Source organism: Paenibacillus sp. JNUCC 34, from assembly GCF_058269055.1.
The window spans coordinates 5,285,894-5,307,434 of the sequence record NZ_CM177770.1; the positions used below are offsets into that span (position 1 = coordinate 5,285,894).

The window sequence follows — 21,541 nt, forward strand, 5'->3', positions numbered from 1 at the left end:
CACAACAGAGTTATTCATCATGGTTGTTGTGCGAATCGGCGTCCTAGTAGAGATGACTAAAATATCCACAGATTCCATTCAGGAACAGTTATAACCTTCCAATATGCGCAAATAAAGCCTTTGTCTAAACTGATAATTCTGGGCTAAAATGACAAAAAAAAGACTGGTTTTAGTCATTTTTCATGACTTAAAACCAGTCTTGGAGTGATGTATATCACCGTGAAAATGTGATATGCATCATAGTGATTCTATATTTTCAAAGATAAGATTGACGTTTGCTTCGCTTCGTACGCCCGGGTACCACTGAACCATCAATTCAAACGCGCTGTTAGCAATTTCATCTTCCGTATTATAGGAATTTATGTTATAACTGGAACTGATTTTCAGCAGATCCATGTACCCTTTTAGCAATCTACTGTAACCGATCCATCTGCGTCCAGTCAGTGATCCGTTTAAATCTGCAGATTCACGACCCAGATCTTGTTGCAATTGCTGCAATCCAAATTCCATTTTGCGAATGATTCGACATTGATCGCTCTTTCCGCTAATGACGCTTACGTTGACTAGCCCCCTACGGTCTGATTCGCAGTTCAGCGCTTTGCGCCACAGGGACAACCATGCATCATACTTTAGATAGTATCTGCCCTGAAAATAACTCTTTAATGTAGGCAGAAGAATGTGAATCTTTGCTTGGTATAGATCGCCATGCTGCATAACATCCAGCATTCGAAAATACCCCAGTACTGCCTGTTTAACACTTTTGTATTTAAATAAACGATTAAATGCTACCAGCATATGATCTAATTCTACATTGATCTGATCGTATGGGACCTGTTCAAGAACTAGATCCAAACTAAGCCAATTGACTTGCTGATCACGGTTAATGCCAGAGATGATTTGGTGATTAGTAAAAGCGTATTGAAGCGATCTTTTCCACGATTCAGACACTTTTAACCTCGCCTCCACAAGCGATGGGGTGGAGAATAGCTAAAAAGCTATTCTCCCAATTTCACCAGGCTGTAGTTCTTTTTGCCTTTGCGAATAATAATGAACCGTCCATCAAAGGAGTTATCCACTGAAACTTCCATATCCACATCGGTGACCTTCTCTCCATTCATAGAGATCGCACCCTTGGTAACATCTTCACGTGCTTGACGTTTGGAAGGCTCAATGCCTAAATCAACCAACCAATCGATGATATTTTTAGATTCTTTCGAAGCATGGAATGTCGGCATTTCTTTGAAGCCTTGCTCGATTTCATCGGCTGTCAGCGACTTAATTTCTCCGCTGAACAGAGCTTGTGTAATTTTCTGAGCTTGTATCAGGGCTTCTTCACTGTGAACGAATCTCGTCATTTCTTCAGCCAGTTTAAGCTGCGCTTCACGTTTATGCGGTTCGGTCTGTACCTTGACTTCCAGCTCATCGATTTGTTCTTTGGTCAGGAAAGTGAAGAATTTCAGGTATCTGATAACGTCACGGTCGTCTGTGTTTGCCCAGAACTGGTAGAATTCAAATGGAGTCGTCTTGTTCGGATCCAGCCAGATAGCACCACCGGCAGTTTTACCAAACTTCGTACCATCCGCTTTAAGCATTAATGGAATGGTGAGACCAAATGCTTTCGCTTCTGAACCTTCTTTTTTACGAATAAGGTCAAGACCACTTGTAATATTACCCCATTGATCTGCCCCTCCGATCTGAAGCTGCACATCTAATTGTGTGAACAAGTGATGGAAGTCCATGGATTGAAGAATCTGGTATGAGAATTCGGTAAACGAAATTCCACTATCAAGACGGCTTGCAACGATATCTTTGGCCAACATCGTGTTTACACTGAAGTTTTTCCCGAAGTCACGAAGGAAATCCAATATCGTTAAGTTATGTGTCCAATCAAAGTTGTTCACCATGCGTAATCCCGTGTCACCCTCGTTGACAAACAGTTTCTTCATTTGTGCTGTCAGAGCATCAACGTTATTCTGAACTTGATCCATTGTTTGCAATGTGCGTTCTGAAGTTCTGCCGCTTGGGTCACCGATGGTGCCAGTCGCTCCGCCAATCAGAATAACAGGACGGTGACCAGCCATCTGGAAACGTTTCAGCATCATAAAGGGAATCAAGTGACCGATGTGCATACTGTCTCCGGTCGGGTCAACCCCGCAGTATAGCGATACCGATTTCTCGTTTGTAAGTTTACGCAATCCCTCTGCATCTGTTTGTTGATTGATGGCTCCGCGCCATTCCAGTTCATCGATAATGTTCATCATTTTGGTTCGCTCCCTTGGTAATTTATTTTAAGTTAGTGTGTTGATAAAAAAATTAAGAAAAACAAAAAAATCGTCGCCTAGTCTTTACAGACATAGGGACGATTATTAACCGTGTTACCACCCAAATTGTATTAACAGGCTGCAGTCACTGTTAATACCACTCTCGGCAATAATATCGATTGCCAAACCGCTTAGCGTTACCTAAGATCCTCCAGAGTGTAATTCGCAATTGTGTGTGTGCCAGGTCGCATCGACCCCTGGCTTTCTGAGTACAGGGACAAAATTGCTACTTCGCTCTTTCATCGTGTTATCCAATATTAGATTAGTGTCATCTTAGTACTGTACATAGGGTTTGTCAACACCTATTTTCCAAAATCCTACCTAATAAGATTTTGATCATCAACTTTTACCTTATAAGAATTATCTTTATTATTTGCATAATTTAGCATATTATTTATCCATATTTCCCCTTGCTAAGTGGTTCTCCCCCATACTATATCATCGCGTATAAATGAGAATCGCATCTCTCAAAAATTCAGCGCTTCCCGGTTGTTCTGCATCATAGTAGGCTTTAAAGCGTTCATCATCAACATACATTTGGGCCAAACCGGCATGTGCTTCTTTGCTATACTTGTTCCAATAGAAGGTCAGCCATTGTTTATGCAAGTCCGCGGCCTTTTGAGCCAGTTCCCCTGCCGGATCACCCTGTTTGAAAGCCTGTGCGAGCGTACTCTTCACCTCTTCAGCCAAACGGGTCACCCTTTCGTGCTGCTCCTGCGTCATATTTTTCAGTTTGGTATTGGATTGGTCAACAGTCTCATCACCATATTTTCCACGAATCTCTTTACCATATTTTTTCTCGTTATCATCTATCATTTTTTCCTTGAAGCCTTCGAATTTCTCTTGATCACTCATTGTACATCTCCCTTCCGTGGATGCTATCGTCTTATTCACATTCTCAATAAGCAAATCCAACTGTCTTCTTTTGTACCGGAGCTGCTCACGGTGCTGTTTAAGAGCGTGTACGCTATCAAAAGAAGGCGAGGTGATGATCTGCTTAATCTGGTCCAGCTGAAGTCCGAGTTCCCTGTAAAACAAAATTTGCTGCAGTTGGTCCACCTCGAACTGGCCGTAAATACGGTAGCCTGACGAATTGATTCTGGCCGGCTTAAGAATGTCAATCTCATCGTAATATCGCAGGGTTCTCGTACTGATCCCAGCCAGATGCCCCAGCTTCTGAATGGTATACTCCATGAGTTCACCTCCTGACAATTCCACTGTACACCTTTACGTAACGTTAAGGTCAACATCTATTTTTCCCATTCAAAAGAAAAACGTTCTTGGGTGTATTCTAACAGTGGACGACTGCTTTTATCTGAATTTTTTCAAATGATTAATTGCTTATATCTTGTAAATTTTGTATTAAATAATGTCGTTAAGACACGAACCAATGTTCTATAGTGTAGAGAAATAGGGAGGATGATTGGGGATATGGAATTAAATATTAATATGATTAAACGGATGGAGCATTATAATGTAAGCGGTTTAAGTATTGCTCTAATTCATAATGTCCTAGTTTCTGGAAAGCCTTTTGAAGTAGTAATGAATGAACTTGTATTTGAGCCGTTAAATATGAAAAATAGCACGATAAATCAGTCAATTCCAAACGCAATGAGCGAACACTTTTCTTGTGGACATCATAAAAATGGAGTTCTAGTTGATGACAAGTATCCAATATATCCTTACATGATATCAAAATCTCTTCACTTGGTTGGGGTGTAGGATTTCAATGTATGATGGTGGCGTATCCATGTGCGGATAACGATTTCGCCCCCTCAGAACGGAGTTAACAGACTCATCTGCACCACACCAGTGAGTCCGTCTCCCCCCATTTTTTCTTCATGAACTCCTCCTCTGCCTTGGTTTCTGTTGTTGATTCCACTTTTAACCCGGCGCTGCATGTTCGTTCATCTCCTATTTTTGCGACTCTGTCATGTTTTCTATCAGCTTTTGGATCAGTTCGACCTCGCTTATGTCCTTAGTCGCTGTATCCGTCCGGTTTTCCTTGCCGTGTCCCATTTTACTGCCACCCTCCCCGATCTTATCACCCGCAACTTTCTTAACCTTGTCCGACACAGCCAGATTGGTAGCCTTGCTAGAGGTATCTGTACTGTCAGCTAATGTATCGTTCTGCAGATAAGCGGCTCCTCCAAGGACCAAGCTAGCTAATAAACTCCCTGTAATTAATGTTTTACCTATATAAATCATCTCTCATCACTCCTTCATGTGTTGTTACGTCTTATATTTCAAAGTATATAGCCTTAACCTGAGAGTAAGCTTAATAGAACGTTATGAGACACTTAAACTGCAGTAAATGTTTGATTAAAATGGGCACAAACCAAGTAGAAACGGTACTGCTGTCCTTATAAAGACGGTGGCCGTTTCTACGAGAAATATTAAATAACAGTCCGTACTACAATTTTTGTCCATATCAAAACATAAACTGGCGAGAGAATTATTTCTGTATTTCCTATAATGAAAGCGTTGCAACAACGCCATGGCTTACTTTCGATCATTCCTAGGGAGGTTAAGCCGTAGATTTGTCTATACAGGAACGCCACTGGGTAAAAATTCTGAATTATAACAACTTGGGGAGTGTTATCACAAATGAAAAAAGCACTGATCGTTTGGGGAGGCTGGGATGGTCATGAGCCGCAGCAAATCGCAGCTATTTTCGCAAATATTTTAGAAGCACATCAGTTTCAAGTAGAAGTATCTGACACGCTTGATGCTTTTGGAGATGGGGCCAAGCTGAAAAGCCTCGATCTGATCGTTCCAGTATGGACGATGGGAGAGATCTCGCAGGAGTATGTGAACAACGTTTCCGAAGCGGTACAGGGCGGGACTGGACTAGCAGGATGCCACGGCGGGATGTGTGATGCTTTCCGTAACAATGTGGACTGGCAATTTATGACCGGAGGGCAGTGGGTGGCGCACCCCGGCAACGACGGCGTGAAATATACCGTGGAAATAAAACAAAGCTCCAGCCCTCTGGTTCAGGGAATGGAAGACTTCATAGTAGAATCAGAGCAATATTACTTACATGTAGACCCCGCGGTTGAAGTGCTTGCCACTACCCGTTTTCCTATAGCCGACGGTCCTCACCGGTTTAATAAAGCCGTAGATATGCCTGCTGTATGGACAAAGCGTTGGGGCCACGGAAGAGTGTACTACAACTCGCTTGGCCATCATGCCGGCATCATTGAGATGCCGAGTGTTAAGGAATTGATGACCCGTGGACTATTATGGGCTGCTGAAGGGAAGGCGGCTGTAGAGGCGAATGTGGGATCAGAGTCCGGCTCAAAAGCTAACATTTACAGCGGCATGGACGACAGTCAAATGGATTGATGAAAAGGAGACGACTACAATGCAAACCATAAAAGCTGGAATTATCGGTTGCGGAAATATCAGCAACATTTACATGGAAAACTGCAAAAAGTTCGCAGTACTGGACCTCATCGCGTGTGCTGATCTCGATCTCGACAAAGCCAAAGCTCAAGCGGATAAATATGACATCCCTTTAGCCTGTACAACAGAGGAACTTCTCGCCCATCCTGAGATTAAACTGGTGATCAATCTGACAATTCCGGCCGTACACGCCGAAGTGAGCCTTCTGGCTCTGGAAGCCGGGAAGCACGTCTATGTTGAGAAGCCGCTGACTCTGACGCTCGAGCAAGGACGTAAAGTACTGGATACAGCTGCGCAAAAAGGTCTGCTTGTCGGAAGCGCCCCGGATACATTCCTTGGTGCCGGTATCCAGACCGCTCTGAAATTGATTTCTGACGGAACCATTGGCCGTCCTGTTTCGGCTACAGCGTTCATGATGAGCCGCGGTCACGAGCATTGGCATCCTGATCCGGAGTTTTATTATGCAGAAGGCGGAGGTCCAATGTTCGATATGGGACCATATTATTTAACGGCACTCGTTCAGCTGCTCGGTCCTGTCCACAGAGTTGCCGGCATTACGAGTAAAGCCCTGACGGAACGAACGATTACGAGCCAGAAGAAGCATGGCAAAAGCATTCCTGTGGATATCCCAACCCATGTGGCCGGTACGATGCAGTTCCATAGTGGAGCCGTGGCCACCCTCATTACGAGCTTCGATATTTTCGGAGGAAGCACGCTCCCTCATATTGAAATTCATGGCACGAAGGGCAGCCTGATCGTGCCTGATCCGAACGGATTTGACGGAAAGGTCATGTACCGGAGGCTCGGTCAGGAGCAATGGACGGAACAGCCTCTTGTCCAGGGATATGACGGAAACAGCCGTGGAATCGGACCTGCCGATATGGCTGACGCCTTGCTGCATCAGCGAAAGCACCGTGCGAATGGCGAGCTAGCCTATCATGTGCTGGAAGCGATGTGGGCCTTCCACCTCTCATCCGATTCGGGCAGCTATTATGATATGAAGAGCACATGTGAACCTGCCGTGCCTATGGCGGAGCTTTCGTTTACTTCGTGATTTCATTCGATTCGTCATTGTCTTTTTGAGCATGCTGAAATACAATATATCTAACCAAAAAACGGAGGTGTTCCAATCATGATGATGACCGTGTTCCTGATTGTTATTCAATAATGATAAATTGAATAACGCTTTATGCTTGAAACGAACTAACTCCTGTACGGGGGTTCACTTTGTTATGGACTTCAAGCATGATGCTATCAGAAGAACTCGATCATCATAACGCCGATTGGAATGCATCGCTTTAGCAGGCTTTTTTATTTCTGTCTAAAACGGTTCTACGCCGTGACTGATCCTAAGAGGGTTCGTCACGGCTTTTTTGCGTTCTGTTGACCGAGTTCATCAAACCACTTTTTGAATGGAGATGGTCTTTTGAAATCGTTTAAGTTAAGTATGGATATTCATGTCGCTAAAGAGAAATTGACGACGATCCTCGGCAGCTCCGTAAGCAACCTGTCCCTCATTGAAATGGGAGAACTCAGCAGAGTGTTCAGCTTCGATTGGAATGGCCGCCCTTACGTGGCCCATTTTAAAGAAACGAAGGAATCACTGGAAAAGGCACGCTATATGTACCAGACTTATGGTTCTCGGTTGCCTATTCCTAAGGTTGTGAAGGTCGGGGAAATCGACGAGGTATTCTTTGCCATAAGCGATAAGGCGCACGGAAAACCTATAAGCACCTTTCCTCCATCCCAACAAGAAATCATATTGAAAGATGTCGCTAAACATTTGGTCGCGTTAGGTCAACTGAACATTGACCGTTCCCAAGGTTACGGATGGATATCACCGGAGGGCAGCACCTCACCTACATCATGGGTTGAAACGATTGAAACACTTTTTAAGATTGATCCGAATGACTTCTATCAAGACTGGACTCGGTTATATGACGAAAGCTTTCTGGAAAGGCCGCTGTTCGAAGAAGGATACTCGGCTATGATGGAGCTGCTGCAATATGCCCCTGACAGTCCGCTCCTTGTGCACGGTGACTTTCATTTAGGCAACATGCTCTCTGATGGTAGCAAGGTTACGGGGATCGTGGATTGGGAGATGGCTATGCATGGTGATTTTATGTTTGATGTTGCCGGTCTGCATTTCTGGTCTTCTACACTGGATTTCCCTCAAAAAGTAAGAGATGTATGCTACGCTAACAAAATTGACATCCCTCATTTTGAGGAACGGCTGCGCTGTTATATGCTGGTTAAGGCCATTGACGGGCTTCGCTTTTATGCGAAACAGGATTCAAGACCAAGCTATGATTATATGAAAGAGCGGTTGAAGACTTTGTTGAAATAATAACACGGTTCGGCTGTTATGAGCCTAACGGATTCTCATTTCTATGCTATCATTGAAACATATTGCTTCACACGAATCTATTCAGTAAAATAATGTAAACTGGAGAAGGTGACAATAATGATTAGATATCCGTCTTTAGAAGAAGGAGCAACAATTGGTGTAACCGCACCCTCGTCAGGGGTAAAAGTCGAATTACATGATTTACTTAAACTTTCATGTAATCGTATGAAAATGAAGGGATTCAACGTTATTTGTGGAGAAACGGTTTGGACTCAAGAAAAGGCAAAGTCTTCGCCAGCCAAATTACGCGCTACTGAATTCAATGAAATGATGAGAGATGATTACATCAGTATTATCATCCCACCTTGGGGTGGCGAACTTTTAATCGAAATTCTTGAATACATTGATTTTGAAAATTTAAAGAGTAAGTGGATTTTAGGTTATTCAGATATAAGTGGATTATTGTTAGCAATAACCTTAAAAACAGGCATAGCAACTGCTCATGGTCCAAATCTCATTGATTTAAGAGGAGATTTCTCAGATAACACAACTGCAATGTGGCAATCTGCCTTATCAACTAAAACTGGCGAATCAATGATCCAACAATCATCAGAACAATATCAAAAGGAATGGAAACACTCTGACCCTTCACCATGCGTCTTTCATCTAACAGAACAAACATATTGGAAAGTTATTTCGAATGCTAATGTGAAAATACAGGGTCGCTTACTTGGTGGGTGTATCGATGTGATAAGACATGTAATTGGCACGCCGTTCGGTGATGTACAACATTTTCAAAAGAATCATATTAATAATGAACCTATTTTATGGTATTTAGAGAATTGCGAACTATCAACGACTGATTTACGCAGGTCTTTGGTTCAGATGAAATTAGCTGGTTGGTTTGATAACTGTACGGGTCTTCTGTTTGGAAGAAGCGATGCAAATCAAGCTATTGACAATTATACAGCAGAGGATATTTACACAGAGCTATATGAGGAGTTGCAGATACCAATAATCTACGATATTGATTGTGGTCATGTTCCACCACAAATAACTTTCATAAACGGGGCATATGCTGAGATTGAAGTTGGAGATGGCAAAGGGTCAGTAAAGCAATCTTTTAACCAATAATTACTCTATTCCCTATAAAACGATAAAAAGACAGCCGTTAAACTGTCTTTTTATCGTTTTTTAATGGGCAAAAGTGCTACCAATTATCTCGGCAAAATAATTTTTGCACCCAAAAGGAGAACCCGTTAGATAGAGCCGGACTGTTATTTAGAATTCGGTTCGATCCTCCGTCATGTAGCGGCCTGTATTGAACTGTTCTCCATCTCTTCCCCCTGCTGGACAAATACAGTCATCCTATCTATGATGTAATTGCTGAAAAGGGCTTACCCTTTAGGCCATTCGATGTTTGGTGGTGTAATGAAGCATGAAGTTTTTTTATCAGAACTGGCAATTCGACAGTGAACTGCCGATGACGATTTTTTCAACTAACGATTTAAGATATCATGCTCACTGCCATCCGGAAGTTGAGCTCATTTATGTGGTGTCGGGGTCGCTGTTCGTCGGCGTGAACGAAGATAAACGGCTGGTTTCCGGAGGACAGTTTGTCGTTTGCGGGAGTAATGACATTCATTACTACGAGAATGGCGGGACCGATTCGAACGTTATCATTCTTATTTTTAAACCGGACCTGCTAGGGGCATTACGTGTCTGGCCCAGTGAATTCCAGTTCTCCTCCCCCTACCTGACCGACAGCCAGAAAACACAGCCTCTAGGGGATCTCATGATTTCGATCCTTACGGAGAGCACCAAATCGGAACCCGGTTCAGCGTTAATTATCAGGGGAATGATCCTTCAGCTGTGCGGCTCTCTGCAAAGATCCATCCCTTCACTTCCGAAGGACAAAGAACCTCATAAGCAAAGAGCCCGAATGCAGAAGATCCTTTCTTACATAGAAGAAAACTGCTGTTCAGAAATAACGCTGGACTCGATTTCCCGGCATTTTAACATGGATCCCCATCATTTTAGCCGGACGTTTAAATCGACGCTCGGGATCAGCTTCAAAACCTACTTGAATACCGTAAGAATCTCTTTAGCGGAAATCCAACTGGAAACCACGGATGCCAGCATTACAGATATTGCGCTTGATTGCGGATTTACAAGCATCCGGACGTTCAACCGGGTGTATAAGTCGTTGAAGGGGCGAACACCCTCCGACCTGCGTAAGGGAGATCAACATCAGTAAATAGCGGAATGTCAATCCGCCAAAAAGCAGCCTGCTCTCCCCATTAAACCGGGAAAGCAGGCTGCTTTCATTCGTTTTCCTTTTATCAGCTGCTATTCTTTTATTACCAATTTCAACGGAGCAGGAATCGTTTTCTCAACCGCTTTGCCCTGCTGCACATCTTTAGCTGCCTGGACAGCCAGTTGTCCGATCAACTCGGGCTGCTGTGCAATTGTTGCAGTCAGCTTGCCAGCCTTGATCGAGTTAAGCGCATCATCATTACCATCAAAACCGATGACCATAATGTCTTTACCGGAGCTTTGGATCGCCTCTATAGCACCCAGAGCCATTTCATCGTTATGGGCAAAAACTGCCTTCACATCCGGATTACCTTGCAGCAGATTTTCCATAACATTAAGGCCTTTGGTTCGGTCAAAATCCGCAGACTGCTTGGCTACCACTTTCAGTTTTTGATCAGCCACGTCATGAAATCCCTTACCCCGCTCCCGGGTTGCGGAAGCGCCCGGTACACCTTCCAGCTCAATGACCTTTGCACCTTCGCCAAGCTGCTCCACCATATATTCCGCAGCCATTTGACCGCCCTTGATGTTGTCTGAAGCGACCAGAGCTTCCACATCGCCTTTCTCAGCCGAACGGTCCAGCGTAATAACCGGGATGCCCAGACTGTTTGCTGTTTGCACCACCGTAGAAATTGCAGAAGAATCCGTAGGGTTAATCAGGAGTGCATTTACACCCTGCTGGATCAGGTCGTCCACGTCATTGCTCTGCTTAGCAGAGTCGTTTTGCGCATCGACTACGACAACTTCTATGCCCTGCTTGGCAGCTTCAGTAACAACGCCGTCTTTCAGCGATACGAAGAACGGATTGTTAAGGGTAGAAATTGAAAGCCCAATTTTCATATCTTTCACATCACCGCTCGCTTTGGGCTTAGCCCATTCTGGCGGCTCTAACGAACATCCTGTCATGAAGATCAGCATCAATGATACAAGGAACAAAGTTGTTTTTTTCATCGTTAGTTCTCCCCCTTAAGCCGATTTTTTCCGGTCGAGCAGGACGGCAATCGCAATCACGATACCTTTGACGACCATCTGATAGAAGGAATTGACACCCAGCAGGTTCAATCCGTTATTCAGCGTTCCGATAATAAGCACACCGATCAATGTACCAACGATCCGTCCTCGTCCGCCCGACAGACTTGTTCCGCCCAATACTACCGCTGCGATAGCATCCAATTCATAAGAACTACCTGCTGTCGGCTGTGCGGAATTCAGACGGGAAGTCAGAATCGCGCCTGCGAGAGCGGACAACATACCTGCCAGGGAGTAAATCATAATTTTTACACGCGGTACTTTAATACCAGATACAAGTGAAGCTTTCTCGTTACCACCAATCGCATAAGTTTTGCGGCCAAACGAAGTTTTATGCAAGATGACCCACAGTACGGCAAACGTAATGATCATCGTAACTGCCGGTACTGGAATGCCAAACAGATAACCGCGTCCGAACAGTTGGAATACCAGACTGTCGCCGAGACCTGTAATCGGGTTACCATTCGTATAAACGAGTGTAAGTCCTCTGAAAATCGTCATCGTTGCCAATGTTGCAATAAAAGGAGCCATCTTACCCTTCGTGATCATAAGACCGTTGATCATACCCATCACACCGCCGAGCGCACAGCCGATAATAATCGCGAGAATCGGGTCGAACCCGGCCACCATCATATTGGCAACAAATGCACTGGACAGCGCCAATATGGATCCGACCGACAAGTCAATGCCTCCTGTCAGGATAACAAACGTCATACCGAAAGCAATCAGGGCATTAATGGATACCTGGCGAAGCAGGTTCAAGATATTAAGCGGTTCCAAAAAGCTCGGATTCAGAACGGAGACAATAACAATGAGTATGATCAGTCCGAGCAGTGGACCGAGCTTTTGCGTCATGTTAGAGACTTTGAAACCTTTTCCTGCCTTAGCGTCATTTATTGTTGTCATGTTACTGCCCTCCTGTAGCTAAAGTCATGATATGTTCCTGTGTCGCATGTTCGCGGTCCAATTCACCGGTAATCTTACCCTCGTGAACGACAAGAATGCGATCGCTCATGCCGAGCACTTCGGGCAGCTCCGAGGAGACCATAATGATCGCCACGCCGCGTTCCGTCAGCTCATTCATCAACTGATAAATTTCCCGCTTCGCCCCGACATCCACACCGCGTGTTGGCTCATCCAGAATGAGGACGCTTGGGCCAATACCAATCCATTTAGCGATAACAACCTTCTGCTGGTTGCCGCCCGACAGATTACGTGCGGCTGTCTCCGACGTATGCATCTTGATCTGCAACCGTTTCGTCAGCGTATCAACAAATTCCTGTTCCTTCTTCCCGGAGATAAACCCTTTAGAAGAAAAGCTGAACAAGTTGGTCAGAGCCATATTTTCACGTACTGAGAAATCCAGTACCAATCCTTCATCTTTACGGTCTTCCGTAATAAATCCAATGCCATGCTTAACGGCATCATCGGGTTTCTTGATGGCAACCTTTTTGCCCCGAACCCATACCTCGCCGCTGTCCAGCGGGTCCAGGCCGAAGATTGCCCTCATCATTTCTGTACGTCCTGCACCCATCAGTCCGGATATACCGACGATTTCTCCCGCGTGAACGGAAAAGCTTACGTCCTTAAATCGATCTTTGCCGGAGATATTCTTCACTTCGAGCACGACGTCTCCGATATTCGGATGGCGCGCTGGATAACGCTCGGTGAGCTCCCGTCCAACCATCTTCTTGACGACTTCATCAAAGTTCGTCTCTGAAATCGCTTTCGTATCCACCGTTTTACCGTCCCGCATGACCGTAATCCGGTCGCAGATGGCAAAGATCTCTTCCATCCGGTGCGAGATATACACGATAGATACGCCTTCTTTTTTCAAAGAAGTGATCACTTCAAACAGCTTCTGAATTTCACGCTCGGTCAAAGCAGCTGTTGGCTCATCCATAATAATAACTTTAGCGTCTGTCATCAGTGCCTTGGCGATTTCAATCATCTGCTTCTGGCCGACGGAACATTCCCCCGCCTCCTGCACCAGCGGGATCGTAACAGACAGTTTATTGAACTGTTCCTTCGCTAACGCTTTCATCTGTTTCATGTTGAGGAATCCGAATTTCGATGTCATTTCCTTGCCGATAAACAAGTTGTCAAGAACGGTCATCTCTGGCCAAATGTTCAGCTCCTGGTGGATAAAAGCAACGCCTCTCTCTTCCGCTTCCTTCGGACTTCCGAAATACGTTTCCTGCCCATCGATAACAATCGTTCCCTCATCCCGGTTGTGAAGGCCGGTCAATATATTCATCAGTGTCGACTTTCCTGCGCCGTTCTCACCCATTAATGCATGAACTTCTCCTTCGTGGAGATCAAAGTCCACGCCTGTCAAAACACGGTTCGTACCAAAGGATTTATGAATGTTTTTCATCTCGATGTTCATTATGCTTTCCTCCTTTTCAACCGAAATTGACGCCTGCCTGTAAGATGCAATTCGCGTACGGCTTCGCTTCTCCCGTACGGATTACAGCCTTGGCATTTCGAGTTAGCTCCTTGAACTGCTCATGTGAGCAAGCCTCTATCGTACAATCTTTAAACTGATCATTTATATATTGCAGTGTTTCCATATTTACCGCTTTGATTTCTTCCGCAATAATTACTTTCTCTATAACCATATCCTCAGCAATCGCATCAACTACATCACGGAAGCTTGGCTGCCCTAACGTTAGCGCAAGGTCAATCTTCAGAACCCCTGGCGGGATCGGAAGGCCAACGTCTCCAACAACGATCGTATCGGTATGTCCCAGATCCGCCAGTACTTTTGAGATGTGACTGTTTAGCATGCCACTCTTTTTCATATTAAAGACTCCCTTCAACTTCACTGCGTGTCGGCATACCGCCCTGTGCTCCGAATTTCATGACGGACAAGGAAGCTGCCCGGTTGGCAAATTTCAAGCTGTTCTGAAGACTCATTCCTTCTGCTAGTGCCACAGCAAATGCTCCGTTGAATGTATCTCCTGCTCCAGTTGTATCTACTGCTTCAACTTTATATCCAGGCACCAAAACTTCCTGTGTCCCATCGAAATACCGAACCCCATTCTTCCCTTCGGTTACGAACAGCTTGTTCGGATACCGGCGCAGCACCTCACCCAGCGGTTCCTCTCCAAATAGAATGGCTGCTTCATGTTCATTTGGCGTAATGTAAGCAGCCTGTTCAACCACCACCTGGGGTACTGGACGGGCAGGTGCGGGATTCAGCATGAGCGGAATGTTATATTTCGCACATAGTTCACTGACATGAACGACCGTCTCCTCCGGGATTTCTTGTTGGATCAGAACGATATCCGATGCCTTGATGACATCTACTGCTCGGTCCACATACGCCGGTGTGACCCGGTCATTGGCCGCTTTGACAACAACAATACTGTTATCCCCTTCAGCCAAAACGATATGGGCTGTTCCCGTTTCCATACCTGTAACCGGTTCCACATTGTCTGTAATAACACCGTTCGACTTATAATTGCTCAGGAGCAATTGGCCGAAATGATCATCTCCGACACACCCGATCATTGTAACCTCTGCGCCAAGTCTGGCAGCAGCGACTGCCTGATTGGCGCCTTTACCTCCGGGAACTGTCTTAAAGCTCTCACCGAGCACCGTTTCTCCTGCTCCCGGACGTTTCGATGTAGTTACTACCAAATCCATCGCAGTGCTTCCTACTACCGTTATTTTAGCCATCATGATTCACCTTTCTCGTTGTCTGACGTTCTATAAATTTCACGGAATATTGTATACTGTTACGCTCTACATGATGTCCTTCAATCAATTGAATGAGCAAATCTGCTGCTTCCCGGCCCATTTCATAAGCGGGCTGATGAATCGTAGAAAGAGATGGAGCAAGCAGCTTGCTTAATGGAATATCGTCAAAACCGATGATTTGCACATCTTCCGGCACCCTTTTCCCCAACCGATGCGCTTCCTGCAGCACAGCGGATGCAACCATATCATTACTGGCTATAATGCCGTCGGTGTCCGGGTACTTGTAAAACAATTCCTTGGCCCAATCTTCTGCTTCGGTTAAAGAAAAGGATGTCGTCAGGAGCACCTCATAGGGAATGTTCAGCTCTTGAAGAATCTCGACCGCTCCTTCAAAACGGTCTATAGCGGGCCGTACATGTGCCGGACCTTGCAGTACGGTAATCTGCTTGCTGCCGCGCCGAGCCATCTCCCGGGCGGCTATTCTTCCACCTTCCCGGCCATCTGCGTAAACGGATGGGCGGTCATTGGAGGTTCTGTCCAAAAATACAACTGGAATGTTCAGTCCTGCGTAAATGTCTGCATCGGGATCATTTGTGGATGAAATCACACCAACAACATTGTTCTGAATAAAGGTCTGGATGTAATCCATTTCCTTTTGCCGGCTCTCATCACTGTTTCCGAAAATCAATCGGTAATCATTCTCCTGCATCTGGTCTTCAACACCACGAGCCAGCTGTGGAAAATATGGATTCGTAATATCCGGAAGCAATAATCCGATCAGTTTGGATTTCTTTTTATATAAAGAACGAGCTACTTCATTCGGAGTGTAATTCAGCTGGCGAATGGCTTCTTCAACTTTTCGGCGGGTGTCTTCATGGACATAACCATTTTGATTCAAAACCCTTGAAACTGTTGCAACAGAAACACCCGCTGTCATTGCCACTTCTTTAATTGTTGCCATCTCAATCCACCTCATTCATGTGTAACCGGTTACAGGTATACCATAACATATCATTTTTATGTCTGCAAGCGTTTTTATTATGGGAATTGGAGGGATACTGTCACGATCGCTGGCTGCAGCAATGATCAAACATGAGGTGATAAGTAATGTTGTATGTAATACAACACTATATGAGCAGAATACCTATATCTACTGATATTGTTGTAGATTATACAAAAATCCCTTCTGGAAAGAGGTAAATAAACGGTTTTCGATTCCTATTGTTGTACTGCATGCAACAATCCTCCCTTCGCCGCTACATCTCGAAATATGGTTGCACTTTATACAACATTCACTAATTTTGTTGGATTATATGAGTAGTCACATTGCTACAAATATTTAAAATCGCAATTTTTGTTATCCTCAAAAAAAGAACAATAAAACGCTGATAAATCAACATTTTATCGTTCTTCAGATAGAGCAGACTCTAGTTCACTACAGGATGATTTTTTAGATCCATCGGCTCAGCAAAGGAAACACCCTTCAGTATTTCATGATTTCTTTCTCGCTGATCTGCACGTGCTTGAGACCAGGAAGCTTCAATCTCCTTGATTGTGTTGTTCTGACCATCACACAAGGTTACCGTTAAAGTACGGTCAGCCTGAGTTATCACTAGCTCCGAACCAGGGATAACTTCCATCTCAACGATTTCAAAAGGAGAAATATCAATAGTCGCTGTAAGCGAGATGTCTTGGAACTGATAACGATATTCCTTTATGGAATCAGCATGATAACTTGCTATAATGAGGCCATTACCCACTTTGATCGTATAATCCAGATCCTTGATCTCCTCCGGTATACGCGGAGCGAGAGCAAGTGTATTGTTAATCAAATCCGGACGAACGCCTAAGAAATATTGGTACCATACCCGCAACTGCTCAGCATTTGACCATGCTTGAAGATACGCACCTGTCAGCTTCGCCCAGTTCTCACCTTTTTGAGGGTAGGCATCCATGTTTTCACAAAGTCCACCAACAACCCCTTTATTCAGTGCCATCCAGTTCATGTTCTTAAAGAGCTGATAGGCTGTTTCTTGTGCTCCTACCTCAATCATGCGCTGCATCGCGATTCCGTTCAGCCAAATCCATACAGCACCGTTATGATAAGCCGCATCTTTATGATAATGATGGGTTAAGTGAAACGGATGAAACAACGGATGGTTTCTGTCCAGAGAAGCTACTCCCCAAGGATATACAAGCTCTTCCCAAGCCGTACGAACTACCTTACACGCAAATTCCTCGTCATCAAACATGTCAAAGGCAAAGAGCTGATTAGGACGCAAGGAAAACTCCGGCATCCCTTCTTTATCCAGTCTGTCAGCCAGATAAGAATACTGTGAATCCCGGTAATCCTTCTCAAAATTCATCTTCAATTTTTCTGCTATGCGCTTCCATTGCTCCGCATTTACTTGATCATTCATATACTCAGCAAAATACACACCGGCAAGAAGCTGATTGTACCATAGCGCCTGAATATCATTAGCCCGCGTATCCCTAGGAGAATAGGAACGCAACTCACTATCCCGAGCATCCATCCACGTTTCATTGTCAGCATGCATCAGGTAGCCCTTTTCATCCATCCAGTAATCCATAGATCCTTGAATGCTATTGATTACAGCGGGATATAGCTCTTTAATAATTTCGGTATCACCGGAATATTTGACATAATCCTGCAGCTGGATAATAAAGCGCGGTGTCCCGTCTGTTGTATGGTAATCGATATTTTCAGGAGCAAGAATATTAGGTACTCTGCCAAAAAATTTAGAATCCTTATCCGTATTCTGAAATTTAGCAAAGGAAAGCAAAATATTTCTCGCCGTTTCAAATTGCCCGCTAACTAAAACAGCCCCCGGCATCGAGATGAATTGATCCCGTCCCCAATATTCATTAAACCAAGGGAGTCCGGCATAGATACCGTCTCCTTGCTGTCTAGTTACTAGCTGATCCATCGTAATGTTCATCCAACGATGAGCCAGTTCCAGAGTTTCATCCGTGCTCCGCATATACGTATTCTGGAGAAGTAGATTTTCCATGCGCCGGACTCGTTCAACCTTAAGCTGATCGACCTGCTTCATTGTGTCCTGCAAAAGAGTTGCAGCTTCTGCTGCCGTTTTGCCAGCAGCGATGTAGAAGCCTTCATCCTTCGCATCCGCATAGATGATCTGCCCCTCAATAGTAATAGGCTGAAGCTGCTTGGAGCCAACAGCAATAACCCAGCCTTCTGTTAAAGACGAGAAGATAACGATATGGCCCTCTTGACCAACCGCCTTCACATTTTCTCTTAAGAGTTCAATACCGATCTGCTGCTGTGCACCGGTGAGGCTTACTTCTAGCACATTTTTATAATCTAGCATCCAAAGCTCTTCTGTAAGAGCACCATGCTCACGTACCATTTTATATGGGTAAACACACACTTTGGAATTTTGATTATCCAGCTTATTGCTGCCATCATATAAATGATAGCCTTGAAAAATTCTGTTTTTCGCAATGTTTAATCCTGCAAAATAAGCATGCTCCGGATGATTGGTCAGGTGAGACTGGGTAAAATAAAAAGCTGCTTCCTTGTTGGTAAAGGAAATGCTTCGATTATCATCTCTTGCTACGAACGTTTTCATTTCATTTAAAATCGATTTCTCTTTGACATTCATCATTGCTAACCTCCCAGATTGGAAAATGCGGCTCATCCGTTCATATCCGCCCTTTCGTTCTAAGTAACCGTCTGTTTACAACAACTACAGCGCGTATACTCTTGCTTCATAAGGCTGCAGCGTACCTGTATTATTGTGATCTGCGTAGTTGGACAGCAACAATGTTGCATCTGCCAAGTTCAGTAGATCAGCATCTTTACCAAGCTTTGCAGCCGTGTCGGTCAAGTTAGTGATGACAACAACTTTCTGATCATCTAAAGTTCGGGTATAAGCGTAGATCGCCGGATGATCCGGCATGATCAGATCATAGGTACCATAAGTGAAAATATGGTTGTCCTTCTTCATTCCGATCATCTTCTTATAAAAGCCCAGAACAGAATGTTCTTTTTGAAGCTGATCCTGAACGTTGATATCCTTATAATTTTCGTTCACACCAAGCCAAGGTTTGCCTGTTGTAAAACCTGCATTTTCTTCTGATGACCACTGCATTGGCGTTCTCGAGTTATCCCGACTGGATGCCCAAATAATCTTCATAATATCTTCGTGAGGAACTCCTTCCTCCCGTTTTTGCCGGTACATATTACGGTCGGCTACATCATCATACTCTTCAATGGTGTTAAATTTAACGTTTGTCATCCCAATCTCTTGCCCCTGATATATAAAAGGAGTTCCCTGCATCAGGAAGTACATTGTCGCAAGAGCCGTTGCGCTCTCATACCTGTACTCGCTGTCATTTCCCCAAGTAGACACAGTGCGCGGCTTATCGTGATTCTCGATAAATAGGGCATTCCAGCCGATGCCTTCCAGAGATTTTTGCCATTTGGTTAATGTGTTCTTGAGACCTAGAATATCCAGCTGATTTCCTTCGTCGGTCTGTGTCCAGAGTCCAAGATGCTCAAACTGAAACACCATATTAAACTTTCCTCTTGTTTCACAGATCCAATCCAGCAGATCCTCCTGATCTTCTACATTGACTCCGTTGGCTTCCCCGACCGTCATAATGTCATACTTAGCAAACGTTTCTTCTTTTAATTCCTGTAGATATGTCTGTACACCATTAACATTCATATGCTTTTGGAAAGAAGGTACGTATTTTAAACCCAGAGGATTATCCATATCCATGAGTCCGTCTTCCTTATGAATATGGCTGATGGCATCCACACGGAATCCGTCTATTCCTTTATCCAGCCACCAGTTAATCATCTGATAGATGGATTGCCGAACTTCCCGATTAGCCCAGTTAAGATCGGGCTGCTTTTCCGAGAATATATGAAGATAATATTGTTCTGTTGTTTCGTCATATTTCCAGGCAGAACCACTAAAAATACTCTCCCAGTTGTTTGGTTCATCGCCGTTAATGCCATCTTTCCAGATGTACCAGTCCCGCTTCGGATTGTTTTTAGAAGAACGAGATTCCACAAACCACGGATGTTCATCGCTGGTATGATTAATGACAAGATCAATGATTAGCTTCATTCCTCTGTTGTGGACCTCACCCAGCAGTTGATCAAAATCCTCCATCGTTCCGAATTCATCCATAATATCCTGATAATCACTGATATCATATCCATTATCATCATTTGGAGACTTGTACATCGGACAAATCCAGATTACATCGATACCAAGATCCTTAATATAATCAAGCTTAGATATCATGCCTTGTAGATCGCCAATACCGTCTCCGTTGGAATCCATAAAACTTCTAGGATAAACTTGATACGCTACGGCTTCTTTCCACCATTTTTGATTCATTATTTCTCAAAACCTTTCCAATAGCAGTCTAAGCATCACTGCGAATGCGGATTATTCTTCCGATCGCTGTTAGTTAAAATAAAAGGGCTGCACCATGACACACAAAGTGCAGCCCCAAATTACAGTATGCTCTATTCCTTAACTGAACCAACTACGATCCCTGAAACAAAATACTTTTGCATGAAAGGATAAATCAACAGCAATGGCAACGTAGAAACAACGATTTTGGCGGAATTCAAGGTTCTATCCGAGATTTTTGCATATTCAGCCAACTTCGCTGGATCCGTTATGTTCTGAACTTCCACACTTAATTGTTGGATATAGGTCTGTAACGGATAATTCGACGTTTTGTTGATATACACCAATGCACTGAAGTAATCATTCCAATGACCGACTATGGTGAACAACATGACCGTGGCAAGCGTAGGCAATACCACTGGCAAATAAATAGCTGATAATATTCTCCACTGTGAGGCTCCGTCAATCTTTGCAGCTTCTTCCAAAGATTTTGGAACGGCTCGGAATGCGTTCATAAGCAAGATCATATTACCAATAGGTACAGCCCCCGGCAAAATCAAAGCCCAGATGGAATCGAGTAGATTAAGCTCTTTTACCACCATGAACGTTGGGATGAGTCCACCAGAAAACAACATGGCAAAAATAACGACATTCATGTACACTTTTTGCCCACGGAATTGTTTTGAGCTTTTGGATAATGGGTAGGCCATAAGGATCATCAGTGTCATGTTGACACCGAGACCCAGTACCACCCTCTCTACTGAGATCATAAATGATCTCCAAAACTGAGAATCTGACAACAACTTTTCATATGAGCTAAATGTGAAATTCACCGGGAAAATACCGACTAAGTTTGCGGATGCGGCTGCATTATCACTTAAAGAAATAGCTACCATATTAAGTAATGGAAAGAGACAGGATAAAGTAAGCGCCAATAATACGATCCAGATGATGGCGTCGGCAAAGCGGCTTTTAACACTATGAATTGTAATGAGAGA

General features: G+C 44.2%; 20 protein-coding genes and 1 other annotated feature. Of the genes, 6 read left to right on the forward strand and 14 right to left on the reverse strand.

Translation table 11 applies throughout. The features are described from left to right. Positions 1 to 237: 237 nt before the first annotated feature. From AC2TF5_RS24465 to AC2TF5_RS24475, 3 genes are all read right to left on the reverse strand, one after another. Entirely contained in the window at positions 238 to 948 is a 711-nt protein-coding gene (locus AC2TF5_RS24465) for a protein rep (protein ID WP_491299699.1), read from the reverse strand. Between the two features lie 47 nt (positions 949 to 995). Further along, complete coding sequence (gene tyrS, locus AC2TF5_RS24470) at positions 996 to 2,258, reverse strand: tyrosine--tRNA ligase (RefSeq protein WP_491302985.1); 1,263 nt, start codon at positions 2,256 to 2,258, stop codon at positions 996 to 998. A 94-nt stretch (positions 2,259 to 2,352) separates the two neighbouring features. Continuing rightward, positions 2,353 to 2,573 (reverse strand) — a binding site (T-box leader). 186 nt (positions 2,574 to 2,759) lie between these two features. Continuing rightward, a complete protein-coding gene (locus AC2TF5_RS24475; RefSeq protein WP_491299700.1) occupies positions 2,760 to 3,515 on the reverse strand; it encodes a MerR family transcriptional regulator in 756 nt (251 codons plus the stop codon). A gap of 237 nt (positions 3,516 to 3,752) precedes the next feature. On the opposite strand from AC2TF5_RS24475, the gene AC2TF5_RS24480 reads away from it, so the two are divergent. Beyond that, on the forward strand, positions 3,753 to 4,043 hold the full coding sequence (locus AC2TF5_RS24480; protein WP_491299701.1) for a hypothetical protein: 291 nt from the start codon (positions 3,753 to 3,755) through the stop codon (positions 4,041 to 4,043). A 53-nt stretch (positions 4,044 to 4,096) separates the two neighbouring features. Here the strand turns inward: AC2TF5_RS24480 and AC2TF5_RS24485 are convergent, their stop codons facing one another. Together AC2TF5_RS24485 and AC2TF5_RS24490 are read right to left on the reverse strand one after the other, a co-directional pair. Continuing rightward, positions 4,097 to 4,222, reverse strand: a complete 126-nt coding sequence (locus AC2TF5_RS24485; protein ID WP_277883725.1) for a hypothetical protein — start codon at positions 4,220 to 4,222, stop codon at positions 4,097 to 4,099. Positions 4,223 to 4,235: 13 nt separating this feature from the next. Continuing rightward, positions 4,236 to 4,529, reverse strand: a complete 294-nt coding sequence (locus AC2TF5_RS24490) for a hypothetical protein (RefSeq protein WP_491299702.1) — start codon at positions 4,527 to 4,529, stop codon at positions 4,236 to 4,238. Positions 4,530 to 4,928: 399 nt separating this feature from the next. Here AC2TF5_RS24490 and AC2TF5_RS24495 point away from each other — a divergent pair, with 399 nt between their 5' ends. The 5 genes from AC2TF5_RS24495 to AC2TF5_RS24515 all read left to right on the forward strand — a co-directional run bounded on the left by AC2TF5_RS24495 (position 4,929) and on the right by AC2TF5_RS24515 (position 10,333). Continuing rightward, positions 4,929 to 5,669, forward strand: a complete 741-nt coding sequence (locus AC2TF5_RS24495; protein WP_491299703.1) for a ThuA domain-containing protein — start codon at positions 4,929 to 4,931, stop codon at positions 5,667 to 5,669. A 19-nt stretch (positions 5,670 to 5,688) separates the two neighbouring features. Continuing rightward, positions 5,689 to 6,783, forward strand: coding sequence for a Gfo/Idh/MocA family protein (locus tag AC2TF5_RS24500; protein WP_491299704.1), 1,095 nt, complete (start codon positions 5,689 to 5,691; stop codon positions 6,781 to 6,783). Between the two features lie 372 nt (positions 6,784 to 7,155). Beyond that, positions 7,156 to 8,076, forward strand: coding sequence for an aminoglycoside phosphotransferase family protein (locus AC2TF5_RS24505; RefSeq protein WP_491299705.1), 921 nt, complete (start codon positions 7,156 to 7,158; stop codon positions 8,074 to 8,076). A gap of 117 nt (positions 8,077 to 8,193) precedes the next feature. After that, positions 8,194 to 9,210, forward strand: coding sequence for a S66 family peptidase (locus AC2TF5_RS24510; RefSeq protein WP_491299706.1), 1,017 nt, complete (start codon positions 8,194 to 8,196; stop codon positions 9,208 to 9,210). Positions 9,211 to 9,514: 304 nt separating this feature from the next. Continuing rightward, positions 9,515 to 10,333 carry a helix-turn-helix domain-containing protein gene (locus AC2TF5_RS24515; protein ID WP_491299707.1) on the forward strand — a complete coding sequence of 273 codons (819 nt, stop codon included), beginning with the start codon at positions 9,515 to 9,517 and terminating at the stop codon, positions 10,331 to 10,333. A 92-nt stretch (positions 10,334 to 10,425) separates the two neighbouring features. Here the strand turns inward: AC2TF5_RS24515 and rbsB are convergent, their stop codons facing one another. The 9 genes from rbsB to AC2TF5_RS24560 form a co-directional block, all read right to left on the reverse strand. Continuing rightward, positions 10,426 to 11,343 (reverse strand): ribose ABC transporter substrate-binding protein RbsB, encoded by a 918-nt coding sequence (rbsB, locus tag AC2TF5_RS24520; protein WP_491299708.1) that lies wholly within the window; start codon positions 11,341 to 11,343, stop codon positions 10,426 to 10,428. Between the two features lie 15 nt (positions 11,344 to 11,358). After that, positions 11,359 to 12,327, reverse strand: coding sequence for a ribose ABC transporter permease RbsC (rbsC, locus tag AC2TF5_RS24525; RefSeq protein WP_491299709.1), 969 nt, complete (start codon positions 12,325 to 12,327; stop codon positions 11,359 to 11,361). 1 nt (position 12,328) lies between these two features. Further along, positions 12,329 to 13,810 carry a sugar ABC transporter ATP-binding protein gene (locus AC2TF5_RS24530; protein WP_491299710.1) on the reverse strand — a complete coding sequence of 494 codons (1,482 nt, stop codon included), beginning with the start codon at positions 13,808 to 13,810 and terminating at the stop codon, positions 12,329 to 12,331. Positions 13,811 to 13,826: 16 nt separating this feature from the next. Continuing rightward, positions 13,827 to 14,225, reverse strand: a complete 399-nt coding sequence (gene rbsD / locus AC2TF5_RS24535; protein WP_491299711.1) for a D-ribose pyranase — start codon at positions 14,223 to 14,225, stop codon at positions 13,827 to 13,829. Between the two features lies 1 nt (position 14,226). Further along, positions 14,227 to 15,105: a ribokinase gene (gene rbsK / locus AC2TF5_RS24540; protein WP_491302986.1), complete on the reverse strand. Its 879-nt coding sequence runs from the start codon at positions 15,103 to 15,105 to the stop codon at positions 14,227 to 14,229. Further along, positions 15,098 to 16,087, reverse strand: a complete 990-nt coding sequence (locus tag AC2TF5_RS24545; protein ID WP_491299712.1) for a LacI family DNA-binding transcriptional regulator — start codon at positions 16,085 to 16,087, stop codon at positions 15,098 to 15,100. Before AC2TF5_RS24545 ends, rbsK begins: the two co-directional genes overlap by 8 nt. Positions 16,088 to 16,553: 466 nt before the next feature. Continuing rightward, positions 16,554 to 18,776: an amylo-alpha-1,6-glucosidase gene (locus AC2TF5_RS24550; protein WP_491299713.1), complete on the reverse strand. Its 2,223-nt coding sequence runs from the start codon at positions 18,774 to 18,776 to the stop codon at positions 16,554 to 16,556. Positions 18,777 to 18,857: 81 nt separating this feature from the next. After that, positions 18,858 to 20,525, reverse strand: coding sequence for a glycoside hydrolase family 13 protein (locus AC2TF5_RS24555; RefSeq protein WP_491299714.1), 1,668 nt, complete (start codon positions 20,523 to 20,525; stop codon positions 18,858 to 18,860). A gap of 131 nt (positions 20,526 to 20,656) precedes the next feature. Further along, positions 20,657 to 21,535 (reverse strand): carbohydrate ABC transporter permease, encoded by an 879-nt coding sequence (locus tag AC2TF5_RS24560; protein ID WP_241933837.1) that lies wholly within the window; start codon positions 21,533 to 21,535, stop codon positions 20,657 to 20,659. Positions 21,536 to 21,541: the final 6 nt, after the last annotated feature.

Bases quoted from the DNA above. Each gene is read 5' to 3' on its own strand.
- rbsC (WP_491299709.1), bottom strand. From the start codon at position 12,327: ATGACAACAATAAATGACGCTAAGGCAGGAAAAGGTTTCAAAGTCTCT.
- AC2TF5_RS24555 (WP_491299714.1), bottom strand. From the start codon at position 20,525: ATGAATCAAAAATGGTGGAAAGAAGCCGTAGCGTATCAAGTTTATCCT.
- AC2TF5_RS24495 (WP_491299703.1), top strand. From the start codon at position 4,929: ATGAAAAAAGCACTGATCGTTTGGGGAGGCTGGGATGGTCATGAGCCG.
- AC2TF5_RS24485 (WP_277883725.1), bottom strand. From the start codon at position 4,222: ATGCAGCGCCGGGTTAAAAGTGGAATCAACAACAGAAACCAAGGCAGA.
- rbsB (WP_491299708.1), bottom strand. From the start codon at position 11,343: ATGAAAAAAACAACTTTGTTCCTTGTATCATTGATGCTGATCTTCATG.
- AC2TF5_RS24510 (WP_491299706.1), top strand. From the start codon at position 8,194: ATGATTAGATATCCGTCTTTAGAAGAAGGAGCAACAATTGGTGTAACC.
- AC2TF5_RS24500 (WP_491299704.1), top strand. From the start codon at position 5,689: ATGCAAACCATAAAAGCTGGAATTATCGGTTGCGGAAATATCAGCAAC.
- rbsD (WP_491299711.1), bottom strand. From the start codon at position 14,225: ATGAAAAAGAGTGGCATGCTAAACAGTCACATCTCAAAAGTACTGGCG.
- AC2TF5_RS24550 (WP_491299713.1), bottom strand. From the start codon at position 18,776: ATGATGAATGTCAAAGAGAAATCGATTTTAAATGAAATGAAAACGTTC.
- AC2TF5_RS24475 (WP_491299700.1), bottom strand. From the start codon at position 3,515: ATGGAGTATACCATTCAGAAGCTGGGGCATCTGGCTGGGATCAGTACG.
- AC2TF5_RS24480 (WP_491299701.1), top strand. From the start codon at position 3,753: ATGGAATTAAATATTAATATGATTAAACGGATGGAGCATTATAATGTA.
- AC2TF5_RS24515 (WP_491299707.1), top strand. From the start codon at position 9,515: ATGAAGTTTTTTTATCAGAACTGGCAATTCGACAGTGAACTGCCGATG.
- tyrS (WP_491302985.1), bottom strand. From the start codon at position 2,258: ATGAACATTATCGATGAACTGGAATGGCGCGGAGCCATCAATCAACAA.
- rbsK (WP_491302986.1), bottom strand. From the start codon at position 15,105: ATGGCTAAAATAACGGTAGTAGGAAGCACTGCGATGGATTTGGTAGTA.
- AC2TF5_RS24490 (WP_491299702.1), bottom strand. From the start codon at position 4,529: ATGATTTATATAGGTAAAACATTAATTACAGGGAGTTTATTAGCTAGC.
- AC2TF5_RS24545 (WP_491299712.1), bottom strand. From the start codon at position 16,087: ATGGCAACAATTAAAGAAGTGGCAATGACAGCGGGTGTTTCTGTTGCA.
- AC2TF5_RS24530 (WP_491299710.1), bottom strand. From the start codon at position 13,810: ATGAACATCGAGATGAAAAACATTCATAAATCCTTTGGTACGAACCGT.